This window comes from Clostridium hominis, from assembly GCF_014287825.1.
GTDB lineage: Bacteria > Bacillota > Clostridia > Clostridiales > Clostridiaceae > Clostridium > Clostridium hominis.
Window position 1 is genome coordinate 1 of sequence record NZ_JACOOO010000014.1, and the last position, 18,905, is coordinate 18,905.

16 protein-coding genes are annotated in these 18,905 nt (G+C 28.4%); 3 read left to right on the forward strand and 13 right to left on the reverse strand.

The annotated features are described in order from the left end of the window. Positions 1–366, forward strand: a 366-nt coding sequence (locus H8S20_RS07620) for a hypothetical protein (protein ID WP_186859715.1), incomplete at its 5' end; no start/stop codon positions are given. A 34-nt stretch (positions 367–400) separates the two neighbouring features. Here the strand turns inward: H8S20_RS07620 and H8S20_RS07625 are convergent. Then, positions 401–1,411, reverse strand: coding sequence for a hypothetical protein (locus tag H8S20_RS07625; RefSeq protein ID WP_186859716.1), 1,011 nt, complete (start codon positions 1,409–1,411; stop codon positions 401–403). A 296-nt stretch (positions 1,412–1,707) separates the two neighbouring features. Here H8S20_RS07625 and H8S20_RS07630 point away from each other — a divergent pair, with 296 nt between their 5' ends. Next, the gene (locus H8S20_RS07630) at positions 1,708–2,493 is read left to right on the forward strand and encodes a tyrosine-type recombinase/integrase (protein WP_186859717.1); all 786 of its coding nucleotides are present in this window, start codon (positions 1,708–1,710) and stop codon (positions 2,491–2,493) included. 76 nt (positions 2,494–2,569) lie between these two features. Here H8S20_RS07630 and H8S20_RS20785 read toward each other — a convergent pair whose 3' ends face one another. The 9 genes from H8S20_RS20785 to xdhA form a co-directional block, all read right to left on the reverse strand. Next, positions 2,570–3,505 carry a xanthine dehydrogenase family protein molybdopterin-binding subunit gene (locus H8S20_RS20785; RefSeq protein WP_186859718.1) on the reverse strand — a complete coding sequence of 312 codons (936 nt, stop codon included), beginning with the start codon at positions 3,503–3,505 and terminating at the stop codon, positions 2,570–2,572. Positions 3,506–3,517: 12 nt separating this feature from the next. Beyond that, positions 3,518–4,768, reverse strand: a complete 1,251-nt coding sequence (locus H8S20_RS20790) for a xanthine dehydrogenase family protein molybdopterin-binding subunit (RefSeq protein WP_186859719.1) — start codon at positions 4,766–4,768, stop codon at positions 3,518–3,520. A gap of 4 nt (positions 4,769–4,772) precedes the next feature. Then, positions 4,773–5,243 carry a (2Fe-2S)-binding protein gene (locus tag H8S20_RS07645; protein ID WP_032118710.1) on the reverse strand — a complete coding sequence of 157 codons (471 nt, stop codon included), beginning with the start codon at positions 5,241–5,243 and terminating at the stop codon, positions 4,773–4,775. Positions 5,244–5,247: 4 nt separating this feature from the next. Continuing rightward, on the reverse strand, positions 5,248–6,114 hold the full coding sequence (locus H8S20_RS07650) for an FAD binding domain-containing protein (protein ID WP_042281688.1): 867 nt from the start codon (positions 6,112–6,114) through the stop codon (positions 5,248–5,250). A 16-nt stretch (positions 6,115–6,130) separates the two neighbouring features. Next, positions 6,131–7,411: a guanine deaminase gene (gene guaD, locus H8S20_RS07655; RefSeq protein ID WP_186859720.1), complete on the reverse strand. Its 1,281-nt coding sequence runs from the start codon at positions 7,409–7,411 to the stop codon at positions 6,131–6,133. A gap of 98 nt (positions 7,412–7,509) precedes the next feature. Continuing rightward, complete coding sequence (gene ygfK / locus H8S20_RS07660) at positions 7,510–10,527, reverse strand: putative selenate reductase subunit YgfK (RefSeq protein WP_186859721.1); 3,018 nt, start codon at positions 10,525–10,527, stop codon at positions 7,510–7,512. A 24-nt stretch (positions 10,528–10,551) separates the two neighbouring features. Beyond that, positions 10,552–11,028: a xanthine dehydrogenase subunit XdhC gene (gene xdhC / locus H8S20_RS07665; protein ID WP_186859722.1), complete on the reverse strand. Its 477-nt coding sequence runs from the start codon at positions 11,026–11,028 to the stop codon at positions 10,552–10,554. 11 nt (positions 11,029–11,039) lie between these two features. Next, the gene (gene xdhB / locus H8S20_RS07670; RefSeq protein ID WP_186859723.1) at positions 11,040–11,900 is read right to left on the reverse strand and encodes a xanthine dehydrogenase subunit XdhB; all 861 of its coding nucleotides are present in this window, start codon (positions 11,898–11,900) and stop codon (positions 11,040–11,042) included. Positions 11,901–11,915: 15 nt separating this feature from the next. Continuing rightward, the gene (gene xdhA, locus H8S20_RS07675; RefSeq protein WP_186859724.1) at positions 11,916–14,207 is read right to left on the reverse strand and encodes a xanthine dehydrogenase molybdenum-binding subunit XdhA; all 2,292 of its coding nucleotides are present in this window, start codon (positions 14,205–14,207) and stop codon (positions 11,916–11,918) included. 273 nt (positions 14,208–14,480) lie between these two features. Here xdhA and H8S20_RS07680 point away from each other — a divergent pair, with 273 nt between their 5' ends. Next, positions 14,481–15,008 (forward strand): hypothetical protein, encoded by a 528-nt coding sequence (locus H8S20_RS07680; RefSeq protein ID WP_186859725.1) that lies wholly within the window; start codon positions 14,481–14,483, stop codon positions 15,006–15,008. A 187-nt stretch (positions 15,009–15,195) separates the two neighbouring features. Here H8S20_RS07680 and H8S20_RS07685 read toward each other — a convergent pair whose 3' ends face one another. The 3 genes from H8S20_RS07685 to H8S20_RS07695 form a co-directional block, all read right to left on the reverse strand. Further along, complete coding sequence (locus H8S20_RS07685) at positions 15,196–15,672, reverse strand: hypothetical protein (protein ID WP_186859726.1); 477 nt, start codon at positions 15,670–15,672, stop codon at positions 15,196–15,198. 60 nt (positions 15,673–15,732) lie between these two features. Then, positions 15,733–17,727, reverse strand: coding sequence for a molybdopterin-dependent oxidoreductase (locus tag H8S20_RS07690; RefSeq protein WP_186859727.1), 1,995 nt, complete (start codon positions 17,725–17,727; stop codon positions 15,733–15,735). 278 nt (positions 17,728–18,005) lie between these two features. Continuing rightward, on the reverse strand, positions 18,006–18,905 hold a 900-nt coding region (locus tag H8S20_RS07695), incomplete at its 5' end, for a TRM11 family SAM-dependent methyltransferase (protein WP_243177567.1).

Sequence of the window (18,905 nt, forward strand, 5' to 3'; positions counted from 1 at the left end):
TTAGATAAACTTATATTAAAAAATAACACTCTTATATTTGAACAAAATGCAATCGAATTAGAAAAAGAAAGCGAGTTACTTATTGTAATACAGAATGTGAAAACAAAAGAAGAATTTATATGTGAATACTTAATTACTACTAATAATATAGTAGTTCTTTTAGATTCTTTATTTAATTTATTTACTAACTACGAAGGTTCTATACAAATACTCAGAAAAAATAATGATAAATATTATTTATATACACCTATATTAAACTGCAAACCTACTATAGATTCTCAAAAAGATGTAAATAGTCAATATAGATGGTTTGTTAGAGTGTTAGAAAATGGTGAGATTAGATTATCATCAATTATGAAAAAATAACCTATAATGATTTAATCATTATAGGTTATTTTTATTATTTCTTACTTTTCAATATATCTAACTTTAAATTATATATTTCATCTTTTAAGGATGTAATGACCCTTAGGTTTTCTTCTATTATATTATTCTTTTCTGTTTCTATAGACTTTTTATCTTCTAAATATTGGTCCTTCAAGCGAGAGCTCTCGTTTGAATTCATCAGTATTAAGTTATGCATTTTTTCATTTAAACTATTTGAATACTCTCTTTCAGCTCTTAAATCGCTTTTTAAAATATCTATCTCGTTTTTTGTTATTTCTAATTCTTTATTCAATTTTAAGTTTTCATTTTCTAATACTTGATAGTTAGTTATACGTTTTTGTAGGTTATCTACAACAGATTGCATCGTATCATATTTTTCTTTAAATTCCTTATTTTGCTCAACTATGTCAGTTAGAGAAGTTATATGCTTTTGTAGATTTTGAATTTGTAATGTTTTTTCCTTTGTATCAGTTTCGAAAGTACTTAATAAATCATTCACCTTAGAAAAGTTATCCTTCGCTTCTTTTAATTCAGAATTTTTTACAAATAATTCTTCCTCAATATTTTTTAATTTCTCTTTAAGGGTACTATTATCTTCCTGTAATGAAGCGATTAAATTCTCTCTCACTTTAATTTCATTTTGGAATTTCTCGTTATACTTTTCTTCAATAAAATTAGCCATATCAAGTGACGATAAGTAGCTATTTCTGATTGAATCTAATAAATAATTAAATTTATCAATTTCAGCTTTCCTATCAGCAAATTTACTATCGTTTTGAATTTTTATTAATTCATATTGATTCAATAGTGTGGATATTAATGTTTCAGCATCACCAAATTTGCTTTGTAAGCTATTTAATCTATCTTTAGTAGCTTTTTTTAACTTTAAACCTTTCGTTTCAAGTTTTTCATTTGGTATTGCTCCATCTATTTTGCTTTGATTTAATTCCTTTTCTGTTTCTAACATTTTGATATTTTCATCATTATCAACTATGTTTTCTTTCTTTTCATTAATTTCAATCATTTTTTATTCTCCTATCTGCAGTTAACTAAGTTAACCAAAGTTAACTTAGTTAACTTTGGTTAATTAATTGTAGCATATCTGAAGGAGAATTTCTATAAAAATGAACAAAAATAATACATTTATATTTATTAAAAACTGCGCATATTCCTGAATATGCGCAGTTTTTATGAAAACCCTTGATAAATCAATGATTTATAGATATAATTAAATTAGCAAAATGTGAAATACGCAGTTTTTGAAAATAAAAAGCGCAGTTTAAATTTAGATTTCTAGAAGAAAGGAATTTTTAAAATAAAATGAATGATGAAATGATAGAGATGATGAAATTCTATGAATTTTATAAAAAAATGAAAGCATTAGAAGAAAGTGAAGAGTTAACCTTAAAAAAAACAGAGAATTCATTAAAAACAGAGGGAGCAAAAAACGATAGCAATATAGGATCCGTTTTTGACAATATTAAAACAGATGGAGGAACTAAGGTTAGCAAAAAGAAAAATTATAGAGCTACTCGCCCATTAGAAATAGATGAGTATGAAGAAATAATTAAATTATGTAAAAGTGGATTTATTTATGGAGAGAAAAACACAGGGAGGAGAAAAAGATTTAGACCTAACCCATCCTTAGCATTTGCATTAGCTCTTCAAGCAACTTTAGGTTTTAGAGCTTCTGATATAGTTAATTTAAAAGTAGAAGACTTCAACAGAAGTAAGTTCTCTATAAAAGAAATAAAAACAGGTAAATGGCAAAACAGAGAGTTAGGAGAAAATATGTATAATAAATTTTTAGAATACGTAGTTGAAAATAAATTAGATGGAGACGATTATATATATCCTAATAAAGTAAGGAATATGCAACAACAATTAAAAATAATAACTGATTATCTTGGATATAAAAATATTGGAACACATTCATTTAGAAAATTATTTGCTCATACCCTTTATGAAGAATCTGGACATGATATCGAATTGGTTAGACATGCCTTAAATCATTCAGATATAAAAACAACAATGCGATATTTAGGAGTAAGTATGAAAAAACTAAAGGAAGCAACAACAAAAATTGACTTTTCGTATATGCTATAAGTAAAAAAATAAAATTGATATGCCCTTTATATAAAACTGAAGTTAGTTAAAATATAAATAAAGCATATCAATTTATTTATCTATTTTTATTTATTTCTAATAGTACTTTATCAGGTGTGGCTGGCAAATCGTAAATTCTAACATTTATCGCATCATATATAGCATTAATTATAGCTGGTGCAGTAGCTAGCATTACAGTTTCCCCTAGACCTTTAGCTCCATAAGGGCCACTTCGCTCCTCTTCTTCAACAAATATACTTTTAACTTTGGGCATATCCTTACTTGTTGGAATTATATAATCTGAAAAGTTAGTATTCTTTATTTTTCCTTCACTCAATTCAATTTCTTCCATCAATGCATAACCTATTCCCATAGAGCATCCACCAATAGCTTGCCCTTCAGCTAAAACCGGATTAACAATTTTACCTGCATCATTTATAGCAACTAATTCAATTATATCTACTTTACCTGTCTCATCATCTACCTCTACTATAGCCTTCTGTAGACCAAAGCTATATGGCCAATAAGGATCGCCTTGGCCAGTTTCAAGATCAACCTGTGATGTGGTAGCTTTAAAGTATCCATCAGCTATAGCTTCAATATTGTTTTTTATTAATTCATTATATATTTTTTTTAGGGAGTCTTTATTCAATACCTTACTATTGGATAATTGGAACACTTTTGAAATATTATCTAACAAATTTTTACATCCATTTAAAACAGCGTTTCCAGTATTATATGTTTGTCTACTAGCTGCTGCAGTACCTGAATCCTTCATATATGAAGTATTTGTGTTTTTAAGTATCAAACAATCATTTTCAATATTTAATGTTTCTTCTGCTATTTGCTTCATTATACTATAACCACCAGAACCAACATCAGATACTTCAACATATACTGTAACAATTCCATTTTCACTCAACTCAATAGTAGCCCTAGATTCATCAGGAAAACCATTACCATAACCAGTGCCATAAAAAACAGTTGCATATCCAGTACCTTTTCTTCTCATAACGTTACCTCCTTATGAAAGATCAATTTTATCAACTGTAGCCATTTTTTCTATACACTTTTTGATTCCAACACTACTTTTTAGAATTTGTCCAGTAGCAGTTGTACTTCCTAAATCAAATGAGTTAATATATCTAAATTTCAAAGGATTCATATTAAGCTTTTTAGCTAAAATATCCATTTGTGATTCCATAGCAAAAGGTACTTGAGCAGCCCCAAATCCTCTCATAGCTCCACAAAAAGGATTATTAGTATATATAGCCATAGCTCTTATATCAACATTAGGAATTTCGTAAGGACCTGTTGCATGAACTGCAGCTTTTCTCAAAACATTCATACCCCAAGATGCATAAGCTCCAGTATCTCCATAAATTATAGCTTTTAATGCACATAACTTTCCATTTTGATCTACTGCTGTTTTATAATACATCTTCATTGGATGTCGCTTACAATGAGATATTGTAGATTCATCTCTTGAATAAAGTACCTTTACAGGTTTTTTAGTAATATATGATGCAATTGCTGCATGACATTGGGGGTTAATATCTTCCCTTCCACCAAAAGCTCCACCAATTACAGCATTATGAACTCTTACACTCTCTTCATTTAACCCTAAAGCCCTAGAGACCTCTTTCCTATCATAATGAGGGTATTGAGTAGCAACATAAATGTCGATAGTTCCATCCTCGCAAAAGTTAGCTACTGCGCATTCAGGCTGCAAAAATGCATGTTCTGTCATTTGAGTATTATACCAATTTTCTTCTATAAATTTACTTTTACTAAACCCCTCTTCCATATTACCCTTTTTTATTTTTATATCATATAGGATATTAGAACCATCTCCTATAATAGGTGCATCTTCTTTTAATGAATCTTCTATTGAGAAGGAGCCTTTGTATACTTCATATTCAATTTTAACGTTATCTAGTGCATTCTTTAGAGCCTTCTTAGTTTTAGCAACAACTAAGACTATACAATCTCCTACTCGCTTAACTACATCTTTAACTAATGTAGGAATATCTTTAAATATAACACCATGACTATTAGCCGAAGGTAACATAGAATAATCTATTACTTCAACAATATCATTCATTCTCCTTACTTCATCTATATTAATACTTAATATTTTTCCATAGGCTATAGAACTTCTTTTAACACCTGCATATAGCATATCATCAAATTCAATATCATCAGGATAAATAGCTTTTCCCAAGACCTTCTCTAAAGAATCTGATCTAATTATTGACTCACCTACTGATTTCAAAGGATCACCCCCTAGAATCTATTAATCTTTTTTGAGCTAGTTTTATACCTTCAATAATTTTTTCATAGCCTGTACATCTACATAGGTTGCCAGAAATACCCTCTCTTATTTCAGTTTCTGATGAAAATAAATTCTTATCTAATAAACACTTTGCACTTAAAACCATTCCTGGTATACAATATCCACATTGAACTGCTCCAATATCTATAAAAGCTTTTTGTATTATATCTAGTCCATCTTGATTTACGCCTTCTATAGTTATAATATTACAATTATTTGCTGAACCAGCCATGACTAAACAGGAGTTTACTATTTTACCATCTAAGATTACTGTACAAGCTCCACATTCGCCTTCTCCGCAACCTTCTTTTGTGCCTTTTAATTTTAATTCATCTCTTAAGAAATCTATTAGCCTTAAAGATGGATCAATATCTTTTAAGTATTTTTCTCCATTTATGGTCATACTTACATTCATATCTTTAAATCATCCTCTCATTTTTCTCCAGAGTCAATGTCATTTTCAGAGCATTTTTATAAACTCCTTTAATAGCTTCTTTTTTAAAATTCATAGTTTTTCTTCCTTTTATACTTTCTACAACTTCATTTTCTAGCAAAGTCAAAATCTCATTATCAAATAACCAGCTAATATTTTTGCCTTTTGCTAAATTTTCTGTTTTTTCAACTCTAAAAGGATATCTGCCAACTGCACCTAATGATATTGAGATGTCTTTTATAATATCATTTTCTATATTTAAAACTATTGATGTACTTAATCTTGCAATTGCTAATGAATTTCTTTTTCCAAGCTTATAAAACCCACTTAAAATACTCTTTTTAGGGATTAATATTTTGGTAAGCAATTCATTTGCTTTAATTCTTTCAGCTGAGTAATTTTTAAAATAATCTACGCAAGTTATATTACGAACTTTATCTAAAGATTTAAAGGTTAAAATTCCATCCAAAGCCATAATACAAGGAATTCCATCCGCTGCTGGACCAGCATTAATTATATTTCCTCCTATTGTAGCCATATTTCTAATTTGAGGTGAACCCATTGTTTCTGCACAATTTACAAGTGAATTAAGATATTTTCTTATTATTAAATTTTCTCTAAGCTCAGAAAAAGTAACCATAGATCCAATTTCTATATATAACTCATTTTCACTAATTATTTTTAAATCATCTACAACATTTAAATCTATTAAGTATTTAGTAGTAATTTCATTTTTTTTGATATTTAATGTTAAATCTGTTCCACCAGCTAAGAATAAGCTAGTAGTTAAAGATTTTTTTAACCTTAAGGCCTCTTCTATAGTAGAAGGCTTTACTATATCTTTTAACTCCATTTAGCAACCTCCTAAATTATAAATTTGGTTCATTAACAATATTTCCATTTATATATCTAGCTTTTATTTTTTTATAGTCTCCACTATATATGAACTTTTGAAGCCTTTCTTCTAATGATAAATAGTTAAAAGGCTCTTCTTTACTATCATCTATTACAAGAGCATCAAAATCATAGCCTTCTTCAAAACTTCCTACACTTCCAAAGAAATTTCCTCCACCTTTTGTAGCTAAATAAAACATTTCAGCAGTAGTTAAGGGTGCATCTTGATAGTTAGACTCTATCCATTTTAAATTAGACATCTGCATAGTATAAGCCATAACTTCAATTAATGATAAAGTATGACCTCCTGAAATATCTGTAGCTAAACCTACTTTAACTCCATTATTTATAAGTTTTCTTATTGCAGCTATCCCACTAGATAGATTAACATTGGAGGTCGGACAATGAGCAACATATACATTCTTATTAGATAATAATGTTATCTCTTCATCACTTAAATGAATGCAATGGGCCATGATGGTTTTGGTTTGCCCTAGAAGATTAGAAGAGTTATACACACTTGCATAATTAGGCTCGTTAGGGTATCTATCAGCAACCATCTTAATCTCACCCCTATTTTCTGAAAGATGAGATTGGACAGGTACATTATATTTTATAGCTAATTCACCTAAGGATTTTAATAATTTATCACTACATGAAGGAACAAATCTCGGAGTAATTATTGGTTTTACTAAAGGAAATTTATCTCTATACTCTTTAAGCAGCTCTTCAGTATCATTTATCGAGTTATCTGTATCTTCTAATAAATTTATAGGGCTATCATAGTCCATGTTTACTTTCCCAACATAAGCACCTAGACCTGAAGTGTTAAACAACTCTATTAATAATTTACAACTCTCCTTATGAATAGTAGCAAAGACACAACACCTAGTAGTTCCGTATTTCCATATCTCTTTAATTAATTTTGAATATACTTTTTTAGAGTATTCAATATCATCATATTTACTTTCCTCTGGAAAAGTATAGGTCTCTAACCAAGGTATTAGTTCCTTATCTAACCCTAGTCCTATATTAGGAAACTGAGGAGCATGCAAATGTAAGTCTACCAAGCCAGGTATTATTAACGAATTTTTATAATCGGTCACTTTTACTTTTAAGAATTTTTCAGGTAAATTCTTATAAACACCTTTTACTTTACTATCTTCAATTAGAATATATCCCGATTCAATAGTTTCGAAGCTACCAAAATCTTTAGTATATAAAATATCTCCCTTAATACAATATAAATTTGACATTATTATCACCTAAATTCTTTAATATAAAAATTAGAACACTTATATCTATAAGTAAAAAGGTGGAGATAAATAAATATTGTAGTCTCCACCTTAGTCAATTAAATTAAATAGTTATAATTGTAAATACATGCTTTAATCATTTCTTCAAATTGATCTGAAACTTTATTTTCTTCTCCTAATTTATAAGTTACAACTGAATTATCTTCTCTTCTTACTTTAAATATATTATTAGTCGTATCTAATAGTAAAAAGCCTTTATTTTCACTGTTATTAAAATCTATTTCACTCCAGAAAATAGTAAACTTATCTTTGTATGGATTACCATTATGAGGACAGAATACACCACAATTTCCACACTCATTACACATACCATCAACATGAAGAATTTGGTGTGAATTCATATTATCACTGTTAGTCTTAATTAATACATTTGCTCTATTTGGACATACATCTACACAAAGTTCGCAAATATTATTACAAGAAAGACATCTACTTGATTCATCTTCATTTAATTTAGGGCTACTAAGAATACCCTTTTTTAAATATAATTCATTTTCACAAACTTGAATTACTTTTTCTTTGAAATCTTTAGAAATACTTTCTCTTTTAAGTATATCTTTTGCAACTAGTTTTCCATCAGCCATAGCTTGAACAATTGTTGCTGGGCCAGCTTTCATATCACCTACAACATAAACATTCTTTATTGAAGTTTCATAGTTCTCATTAGTAATAGGGTATCCCTTACTATTCATAGCTATATTATTTTTTTCTAATAGTGTTGTATCAGTTGTATCACCTACAGCTTGTATTACAGTATCAGCATCAAGTTCTATAGTATTAGTAGTTTCTATCGGTCTTCTTCTACCAGATGAATCTTTATCACCTAATTTCATCTCTATACATATTAGCTTACCATCCTTCACTTCTTTTGGAGAAAGTAACTCTTTTATTATTATCCCATCTTCAATTAGTAATTCTATTTCTTCTTTACTTGCAGGCATAAGATCTTTTGTTCTTCTATATATAACAGTAACATTTTCTACTCCATTTAATCTTTTGGCAGCTCTTGCAGCATCCATTGCTACATCTCCTCCACCAATTATACAAATATTCTTTCCCAAATTAATAACCTCACTGTTATGTTTAAAATCTTCTAGAAATTCTAGGGCATTTATTGTTTTATTATCATTATCAACAATATCTACTTTTAAAGGCTTCCAAGCACCAATAGCCAAAACTACATAATCATATTCTTTTTTTAATTCCTCTATAATAAAATCATCCTTTGAACCAAAATTAAAGTTAACTCCATAATTTTTAATTAAATTGAAGTCTTTCTCAATAATAGATTGTTCTATTCTAAACTCAGGTATAACGTATTGGATAACACCATAAGGTTTATCTCGTTTTTCAAAGACTGTTACATTAACACCATTTCTTCTCAAGTATGCAGCAGTAGCAAGTCCAGCTACACCAGCACCTATAATAGCCACTTTCTTATTAGTTTTAATTGTAGTAGGTTCTAGTCTGCTTATATACTCTTCTTGAGCATTTATAACAGCGATATTTTTCATATTTCTAATAGAGACAGATTTATCATAATCCAATCTTGTACACTTAGATTGACAATTATGATTACAAATAGTTGATGTTATTGCTGGTGAAACATTATCATTAACAATAACTTCAAAAGCTTCGCCATACTTCCTTTCTCCTACTAATGAAACATACTGAGGTATTTGTTGATTTATTGGACATCCTTTATTACAAGGGGCTGTTGCACAATCAAATAAAGGTAGGTTAGATTTAATTTTTCTATTTGTAGCTTCTCTCCACCCCTTTTTATAATGCTTGTCATTTAATACATTAATTGATAGCTTTTCTAATAGATCTAAATTAATTTTCTTTTCTATTTTAGAGTTAATTGCTTCAGTATTTTTTGCAAGTTGATGAATTCTTTCATATCCACCTGGTTTTAATAGGGTTGTAGCAAAAGTTATTGGAGATATTCCAGTTGAATATATGTCTATAATATTAAAGAAATCTGCTCCGCCGGAATAAGATATTTTCAAATCACCGTTGAATTCTTTAGCAAGCTTATAGGCTAATGTTATAGAAAGTGGGAATAATGATCTACCTGACATATACATTTCTTCACCTGGCAATTCATTATTAGTTATCTTAGTAGGTAAAGTATTGGTTAATTTTACTCCAATTTCTAAGTTCAAGCTCTTAGCAACTTTCTTTAACCTAGAAAGCATACTAACAGCATCATCAAACTGTAGGTCATTTTTAAAATGATGAGAATTTAGGGTAATATATTTATATCCCATACTATCAAAGGTATTTCTAACAAATTTTTCTCCTAAAAGAGTTGGATTCATCTTTATAAAAGTGTTTAACTTTTTCTCAGTTAATAAATAGTTTGATATTCTCTCTATTTCTTCTGGAGGGCATCCATGTAAAGTTGATAACGTGATAGAGCTACAAATTTTATTAGATATACTATTTAAATCATCAATATTGAAACTTGAAAACTTATCTAAATTATCATTAATAGCTTTTTTACATTCATTCCATATAGAAGTTGAAGAGGCATTTATCATTTCGTCAATAAATTTATTAACTTTTGGAGATTTAATTCCTTCTAAGTCATATCCTACACTCATATTAAAAATAAAATCTCTATTATCACTTAAGTTTAATTCTTTCATTAATACATGCAGTAAAAACCAAGCTTTTACGTATTCATCATATGCATTGGGAACTGTAAGCTCTGTTGACCATTCTACATTGTAGCATTCATCTTGAGCGTAGATACAAGGTTTTGAAACTGGTAAATCATCACCATCTAAAATTTGAACTGTCTTTAATTCTATGAATCTACTACCAGCTAAATATGCTGCTACTATATTTTGTGTCAATTGCGAATGTGGCCCTGCTGCCGGTCCCATACAAGTTGATATATTTTCTCCTAAAATATTTATAGATGACTTTGAAACATTTTTATAAAATTTTTCTTTACTTATTCCAAATATAGTACCTTTTAATTTATATTCATCCAATACCCAATTTAATAATTTTTCAAAAGGAATTGGTGTCATTTTATCTCCCATTTAAATTTTTACCCCCTAATTATATTAATTTCTCTCTAAAGATTTTTTTGTTGCCTGAAATATCTTTTGATATCCAGTGCACCTACATAAATGACCAGAAATTTCTCGTTTAATTTCATCATCAGTATAAGTTTTATTACTATTAACTAAGGCTGTTGTAGTGAGAACTAATCCAGGTGTACAAAAACCACATTGTACTGCCCCCTCATCAATATAAGCCTTTTGCACCTTGCTTAATTTTCCGTTCTTAGCTATTCCCTCAATAGTTGTTATTTTTTTACCATCTGCCCATATAGCTAAATAAATGCAACTATCAGTAGGGACATTATCTATTAACACAGTACATGCTCCACATTCACCAACAGAACATCCTTGTTTTACACCTGTCAATTGTAGTTTGTTTCTTAAAACTTCTAATAAAGATTCTCTTATATCAACTTCAATTGAGCACTCTTTATTATTGACATTAATAGATATCCTTTTAGTTAAATTATTCTTCATAATATTCCCTCCTAGTTTCTATATAATTTATCTATAGCACGCTTTGTAAGATTAGCTATTAAATGCTGTCTAAATTCTTTAGATCCTCTCCAAGAATCTCTTGGTTTTGATGCAGAAACTGCTAATTCTCCAATTTGATTTAGCATTTCTGGAGTTAGTATTTTACCTTTTGCAAAGTTTTCAGTTTCATAACACCTTATAGGTGTCGGAGCAGCAACTCCTAATGCTATTCTAAGATCCTCAAATTTGTTATGGTCAAATTCACATACAACAGCTACTCCTAGCATAGATATATCCATTGCTTTTCTATTAGAAAATTTAATATAACAACCTTTCTTATTTAAATAATCTTCTTTATTTATAAGTATGTTTGTTAAAACTTCATTTTTTTCAAGCTTAACCTTACCAGGTCCTAAATAAAAATCAGTTATTGGAACAATTCTTTCTCCATTACTATTAATTAGCTTTAAGTGTGCATTTAAAGCAAACAAGCTAGGCACACTGTCTGCTGATACTGCTCCATTACAAATGTTACCACCTATAGTAGCCATATTTCTAATTTGAGGCCCACCCATGGAAACTGATCCTTCTGCTAAAATAGGTATAGTATTATTTATAATCTCATTTCTGAAGATTTTTGAAAAAGATGCTAAAGCCCCAATAGAGATTGTTTCATCGTCTAAAAGCTTAATTTCGTTAAATTCTTCTAGACTCCTAATACTTATTAGCTCTGCTTCTTTGAGACTACCATGTCTTAGTTTTATTAACACATCAGTGCCTCCAGCTATTATAGTAGGATTTGAACAAGTATCCATTAAATCTAATAGCTCTTTTATATTTTTAGGCTCATAAATATTCTTAATATCAAACATTGTTACAGCTCCTTTCTATATTAATCCCTCTTCTTTGAATTTCTCATAAACTGCTTGTGGATTCATAGGTAGTTTATTAAATGCTACTCCTGTTGCATCCAAAACAGCATTTCTTATAGCAGGAGCAGGCGAAATAGCTGGATTTTCTCCTAATGATTTTTGCCCAAAACTTGCTCCAGGGTCATAAGTTTCTACAAATGCAACCCCAATATTAGGTGTATCTAAAATTGTTTGTAATTTATAATCTAGCAAATTATTATTCAATAATTTTCCGGTTTTATTATCAAAAATCATTTTTTCTGATAAAGCATATCCTAGTGCCATACTAACTCCACCTTGAACTTGACCTTCAGCAAGTTTAGGGTTAATTATAGTACCTGAATCATGAACATTATAAATTTCTAAAACTTCAATTTTACCTGTAATTATATCTACTTCTACTTCAGCAAAAGTTACACCATAAGCTATAGCATTCATTCTAACATTTTCTGAAACATCACTTGTGATCGGCTCTGCATCTATTCTGTTATAAAAGGCTTCCATTGAGATATCCTCAATTGTACAGATAAATCCGTTTAACCTTTTCTCGATTATATCTCCATTTATAATATCTAGTTCATCTGCTGATAGACCTGTTTTCTTAGATGCTATTTTTAGTACTTTATTTCTAACTTCCGTAGCAGCTTTTTTAACAGCAGCTCCTGTAACAAAAGTTTGTCTAGAAGCATATGCACCTGAATCATATGGTGTAATATCAGTATCTTGCATAGAGACTATATGAATCATATCAAAAGGTATTCCTATAATCTCTGCTGCCATTTGACTAAATACAGTATCACTACCTTGTCCAATTTCTGTGGCACCAACTTGCAACTGACATGAACCATCTTGATTCATTACTATTCTTGCCCCTGCAAGTTCTAAAGCAACTGGATGAGTTCCTGAGAAATAGCTAAAGCACGCCATTCCAAGGCCTCTACGTTTATCTGAACTTTGATTTTTATATTTTTCCTTTTTCTCATTCCAATTTATTAGCTCTTTACCCTTTTTAACGCATTCTTTTAATCCAAAAGAACGTACAACTAGATTAGAAAGCTTATCAGTATGTCCTATATTTATAAAATTATTTTCTCTAAATTCAATTGGATCTATATTTAAACTTTTAGCAATATCATCTAAATGACTTTCTAAGGCAAAACAGATTTGAGGAATTCCATAACCTCTCATTGCACCTGCGACTGGTAAATTTGTATATATAGTCTTTGGCTCTACCTTTATAGCTGAAAAATTATATAATGGTCTAAACTTGCTAGCAGCGCTCATTGCTATGGAATGACCATGAGATGCATATGCACCATTATTTACTAGATTACTCATATAAATACCTTTTAAATATCCATCTTTAGATACAGCAGTCTTTATATTAAATAACATTGCATGTCTTGTTCGTGTATCAACAAAAACCTCTTCACGTGTTAGAGTAAGTCTAACTGGTTCACCATTTACAGCTAATGACATAGCTGCAGTTAAAGGTTCAATAGTAACATCTTGCTTATTACCAAAACCTCCACCTATATATGGCTTTATAACTCTAACTTTTCCCCATGGTAAACCTAAAGCTTGAGCAACTATTCTCCTAACGATATGAGGTATTTGCGTAGACGTAACAATTACTATACGATCTGAACTATCTTTATATGCATAAGCACTTTGATTTTCCATATGACAATGTTGAACAGCACTTGTTTCATATTCACCAGTAAATATATAATCTGCATTTTTAATCTCTTCATCTATATCTCCAATATTAGCACCAAAAGAACTAATTATATTATCTGGTTTTTCTTCATGGATAATAGGGGCCCCAGGCTGTATTGATTCTTTTGCATTAAAAACAGCAGGCAAAACATCATATTCTACTTTTATTAACTCTAATGCTTTCTGAGCAATAAGTTCATCTTCAGCTACTACAGCAGCAATGGCATCTCCAACAAAACGAGCTTTATCAGTTAAAATCAGTCTATCTTCAACATCTCTATGTGATGGGTCTAATGACCAAGGATGACCAGCAGTTGCAAATTTAATTTTAGATAAATCTTTATGCGTAATTACAGCTTTTACACCATCTAATGCTTTTGCCTTTGATACGTCAATATTTTTTATAATTGCATGAGCATACTGGGATCTTAAAACTTTTCCGACTAACATATCACTTTCAGAATAATCTTCTGAGTACCTTGCTTTACCAGTTACTTTTGCTATGGCATCTGACCTATTTACACTTTCCCCTATAACATTGAAATTCATTTTGTCCTCCTTATAGATTTAAATTGGTTGTAATGGTACATCAAATAATATATACGTTTACATAAGCTTTAATATACATATATAACTCAATATAACTTTGAAAGAAATAATAATATAATTATATATTACCATTTTATACCATTTAAATAAAGATAAAACCTTTTACATAAATCGCTCATTATGATTAATATTTTTATATAAAATAACTTTTTCTATCATAAATTTCATTTAACTTAATAAATATTATATTAAGAAGTATTAAGGGGTGATTTTATGGAAAGTATTGCATATACATCTTTACAAAGTAACGTAATTAACTTTATACGAAATATAAACAAAAATTATGAAGTATGGATTGATTTTAAAGATGATGTTAAATATATTGATCCAGATGGAATGATTATAAAGCAAAATATACAAAATCCAATTAAAGTGACTTATTGTGACATAAATCCTATTTATAAAATTTATAAGAAAAGTACAAATATATATACTTTAAAAATTATTATCCCTAAATTTTCAATTATATTTACTACTTTTCATAATCTTATTTATACATTTAGGGAAAATAGTCTAAATTTAAACTTAAATTTATCTAGTTTTAATGTTTCATATTATGATATAGAAAGCTATTTTGATAATGGGATTGAGCAGTATTTAAAAAGAACAATAGAAGGAATTATGGCAGAACGTTTTAAAGCAGATAATAATTACTCTCTAAAATGTAATAACTATAATACTTACGTTTATGGCATAAAACAAAATAATAAGAAAAGAAAAAATAGTATGGTTGCTATTTAATAAGTGTATAAAGAAAATGTGCTACCCCAAGAAAGAAGGATAGCACATTTTCTTAATTAACTTTTAATTAATAATCAATAGCATTGAAACGAAATGTTCCAATATAGTGTTCCAACCTATATTGTTACTATATATACTATATCATATTTTTTATTAAAATAAAGGTTTATTTTTATTAGACATCAATTTATTTTAAATCTAATAATGTTATATCTGCTAAATTTAAGTTTAAACTAATTTCGTTATTTATTAATTTTATACTTTCAACATATAAAGTATTTATGTGAATTTTATTACTTTCATTACAGATGTTATTTAATAACTTTTCTAATTCAACTTTAAATATACTGCTATCATATGTTATTCCATCAATAGAAGTAATAGAATTTATAATAAGATTCATTGATTTTTTTACTAAAGGATTGCTCATATCCTTTTTGGCTAATTTAAAGGACACGATTTTTATATAAACTATATTATTATTAACTGGTAATAATGTTAAGATAGCTTCAAAATCAACATTTAATCCTACTACCTTGTATGACCCAATAATTTCTATCTTATCATTAATTTCAACATTATTTATGATAACTTTATCAAGTACTTTACATATGCTTTTTATATCATCTTTTGATATTGTCCATACTAAATTCTTAAATTTCATATAATATCACCTCTCTATCTATATATCTATTTTTAGATTTTAAGTAATATTATATAATAATTAAATTTTTTCTATTTCTATAAAAGTATCATTATATGTTACTTGTCCACCAATATCAGAAATTCCAGACACTGTTATAAAATTAGGATTACCATGTTTCTCCCACCAGCCTACATACATCATAGCAATATTATTGCCAATGGATTCATCAATATTTACTTGTACCTCTATAAATCCCGTTTCCGATTTTAGTTTTACTACTTCTTTGTCAATTATTGAAAGCTTTTTGGCCATACTATTATTAATATATACTTGAGATATTGAATCCTTATCCATCATATGCTGACTAAATAGAGTTTCTTTGCTATGATTTGTTAATAATCGAATATTCATTCTATACTTATCTTCAAAAACCTCATGATTTATATTGATTTCAAATTTACCTGAAGATGTTGAAAACTTTTTATCACTCCAAGGTATATCGTTATTCAATGTTAAGTATGATGTTTTAATTTTATCTAAATTAATATCTTTATAATATCTTTTAAGAGGTGAAACAACTTTATTCAAATAATCTCTTTTTGATACTACAGGATAATCTACTATATTAAGTTTTTTAGCTACTTCTCTGAAAAAATAATATTCATCCATAAGTTTATATTTAGGTTCAATAACTTTTTCATTATAAATAATATAAGGATTCATCATTGAGCTGAATAAAATATCTTCACTCTCTAAGGTACTTGTTGACGGAATAAATAAATCACATTCTTTAGCTGTATCTGTCATAAACATATCAAAACATACTTTAAACTCTATTTTAGAGAATGATTGTTTTAGCTTATTTAAATCAGGTAATTGATTTAATAAGTTACTCTTAGTAATTACAGCCATTTTAATAGGTGCAGAATAAGACCTATTAAATTCATCAGTAGTTTTTGAATAGATATTTTCTTTATACTTATCATTATTATTTATAGTATCATCTATAAAATCAGATAAGTCACTTGTATAAAAGTATCTATTATCAGCATAATTACAACTTTTATATGGGTCTGTATCTAAAACAGAGTCGAAACCTTTATTTGCGTAATTTACCCCTCCTCCAGCTACTCCTATCTGTCCTGTAATAGCTCCTAATGTATCAATAGCTCGAATAGTATTTCCACCATTTTTATACTTTTGTAAACCATAGCCTAACAATATAGTTGAATATTTATCAGTGTAACACATTGCTAACTCTTTTATTACATCTATAGTAACTCCAGATTTTTTGCTTAACTCTGAGAATTTAAGTTTCTCTAAATAAATTTTATACTCGTCAAACCCATTTACATAGTTTGATATATAGTTCATATCACATAAATTATTTTCTACTATAATTTTCCCAATAGCTAATGCTAAGGCACAATCGCCTCCTGGATTAACCCTTACATATTTATCTGCAATTTTAGCAGTATCTGAATATATAGGATCAATAACTATTATTTTACTCCCATTTAATTTAGCTTTTCTTATAGCCTGCATTGTATGAATAGTTGTAACAGCAGGATTTTTACCCCATATAAATATATTTTTACTATTTATCATATCCTCTAATGAATGACTTTTTACATCCCCAAAATCAAGCTTTTGAGCTGCTATTCCAGCACTCCAACAAGGACCACCTTTACTTTTACTAACACCACCATAAAAATTAAAAAATATATCTCCAATACTTTTTAATAATGAACCATTTCCATATTGCTCATAGTACATAATAGATCTTGAAGAATATTTTTCTTTGTAATAAGCTAATTTTTTTACCATTATATCTAGCGCATCTTCAAAAGTGATTTCCTCCCACTTGTTATTTACCTTTATCAAAGGTTTATAAATTCTATTTGGATGATTTAATCGGTCTATATGTGCTAATCCTTTTTTACATATCAATCCTTTAGTATATGGATGTTCTTTATCACCTTCTATTTTAATAGTATTATTATCATCTTTATAAACATTAAATTTACAACAATCTGCACAATCTAAAGTACAACCGTGACTAAACTTTTGCATAAAAACTCCTTTATTTATTTTAAATTTTATAAATTTAATTTTACCATAATATTTTTAACTTTATATCTATTTATTAATGTTTTTGAGATTACACCATCTATAGAAGAGGTCTTTTTCTATTATGAAGGGAGCATCAGGGGTGGAATTTCAATTATCAGAGAGATAAAAGAAAGTTTAACAAATACTTGGGATAATAAATGGAACTTTTTACTTCTATACATATTAAGCGAAATGCGGTAGGTAATAATGAACCTGGGCTACTAAGCTCATTTAATTTATCAATTACAAATAGTAATATATCTTGTAAATCTATTTTTAACTATAGTACCTTTATCTATTACTTTAAACTCTTCGTCAATAAGCTCCTTATCCATATCTTCAAAGCTTATTAAAATAACTTTATCAGCAATCTTTCTACTAGTCTTAATTATTTCTAATTGCTCTTCATAAGTTATTGGTGAAAATATTCCATAAGGTATGTCTACTATGGCTATATCATATTTCTCTTTTATATTGTGCATATCCCCACATTGTATTATGTCTCTATCATATCCAAAAAACTCAATATTATTTCGTGCATTATGTGCTATTTGTTTGCTAATTTCTAATCCTATAATATCTATACCTAAATCGAGACCTTCTAAGACAATTGTACCTATTCCACAACAAGGATCTACAACTTTACTATCTAGATTATGTTCAACTGCTATGTTTATTATTGCTCTAGCCATTTTTAAACTCAATCCGTTAGAATAAGAATGAGGCATTTTATCGAAGCGTTGCCAAGATAAATCATTCTTTTCATATTCTCCAAATATATACCTATTATTAATCTTTGTAATAGCAAGGTTTATTTTGGGATTGTGTATATCAGGATATCCTTTTATTACAAAACCTATATTTTTCATAGCATCCAATCTCTTATTATAATCTATATCTCCATGATCTGATTTTATATAATTAACTTTAAAATCATTATAAGCTAATTTTTTATACTCTATATAATCAACTATACTTTTAATATTGTCTGAAGAATAAATAATTGATATCTTATGCTTTATAAAGGCACTTCTTGAAGCTTCAATATTCAATTTCGTAAAAATATATTTTTCATTTGGTATATGCCCAAAGATATATTTCATTTCCATATCACATAAGCTTTTTTCATAGTTTTGGTA

Coding starts and splice junctions, on each gene's coding strand:
- H8S20_RS07625 (WP_186859716.1), bottom strand. CDS start 1,411: ATGATTGAAATTAATGAAAAGAAAGAAAACATAGTTGATAATGATGAA.
- H8S20_RS07630 (WP_186859717.1), top strand. CDS start 1,708: ATGAATGATGAAATGATAGAGATGATGAAATTCTATGAATTTTATAAA.
- H8S20_RS20785 (WP_186859718.1), bottom strand. CDS start 3,505: ATGAGAAGAAAAGGTACTGGATATGCAACTGTTTTTTATGGCACTGGT.
- H8S20_RS07645 (WP_032118710.1), bottom strand. CDS start 5,243: ATGAATGTAAGTATGACCATAAATGGAGAAAAATACTTAAAAGATATT.
- H8S20_RS07650 (WP_042281688.1), bottom strand. CDS start 6,114: ATGGAGTTAAAAGATATAGTAAAGCCTTCTACTATAGAAGAGGCCTTA.
- guaD (WP_186859720.1), bottom strand. CDS start 7,411: ATGTCAAATTTATATTGTATTAAGGGAGATATTTTATATACTAAAGAT.
- ygfK (WP_186859721.1), bottom strand. CDS start 10,527: ATGGGAGATAAAATGACACCAATTCCTTTTGAAAAATTATTAAATTGG.
- xdhC (WP_186859722.1), bottom strand. CDS start 11,028: ATGAAGAATAATTTAACTAAAAGGATATCTATTAATGTCAATAATAAA.
- xdhB (WP_186859723.1), bottom strand. CDS start 11,900: ATGTTTGATATTAAGAATATTTATGAGCCTAAAAATATAAAAGAGCTA.
- xdhA (WP_186859724.1), bottom strand. CDS start 14,207: ATGAATTTCAATGTTATAGGGGAAAGTGTAAATAGGTCAGATGCCATA.
- H8S20_RS07680 (WP_186859725.1), top strand. CDS start 14,481: ATGGAAAGTATTGCATATACATCTTTACAAAGTAACGTAATTAACTTT.
- H8S20_RS07685 (WP_186859726.1), bottom strand. CDS start 15,672: ATGAAATTTAAGAATTTAGTATGGACAATATCAAAAGATGATATAAAA.
- H8S20_RS07690 (WP_186859727.1), bottom strand. CDS start 17,727: ATGCAAAAGTTTAGTCACGGTTGTACTTTAGATTGTGCAGATTGTTGT.